2 rRNA genes are annotated in these 382 nt (G+C 42.7%); both read right to left on the reverse strand.

Annotated elements, in window-relative coordinates:
• A 5S ribosomal RNA gene (gene rrf / locus H4J38_RS16945) occupies positions 1-107 on the reverse strand; the annotation flags it as partial.
• Positions 108-288: 181 nt separating this feature from the next.
• Positions 289-382: ribosomal RNA gene (locus tag H4J38_RS16950) — 23S ribosomal RNA — on the reverse strand; the annotation flags it as partial.

A 382-nucleotide genomic window follows, 5' to 3' on the forward strand; every position in this document is an offset into this window, starting at 1 on the left:
ATGTCCTACTCTCACATGGGAACTCCCACACTACCATCGGCGCTAACACGTTTCACTTCTGAGTTCGGAATGGGATCAGGTGGGGCCATGTCGCTATTGTCGCTAGACAAAAAGGGTACAATCTTGAAAGCTGTGTCCGTAAAGCCTTAGCTCTACTTTATATAAATACATTTTGTTTTTAATCTCTTATTCACACAATTTTCATGCGTGATGTGTATTCCTACACTGTTGTCAAACTACATACACACTTCATAGTCCACTTTATCAGTAAAACTACTTGGGTGTTGTATGGTTAAGCCTCACGGGTAATTAGTATTGGTTAGCTCAATGCCTCGCAGCACTTCCACACCCAACCTATCAACGTTGTAGTCTCCAACGACCC

The sequence above is a fragment of the Colwellia sp. BRX10-3 genome (genome assembly GCF_014077505.1).
Classification (GTDB): Bacteria; Pseudomonadota; Gammaproteobacteria; order Enterobacterales; family Alteromonadaceae; genus Cognaticolwellia.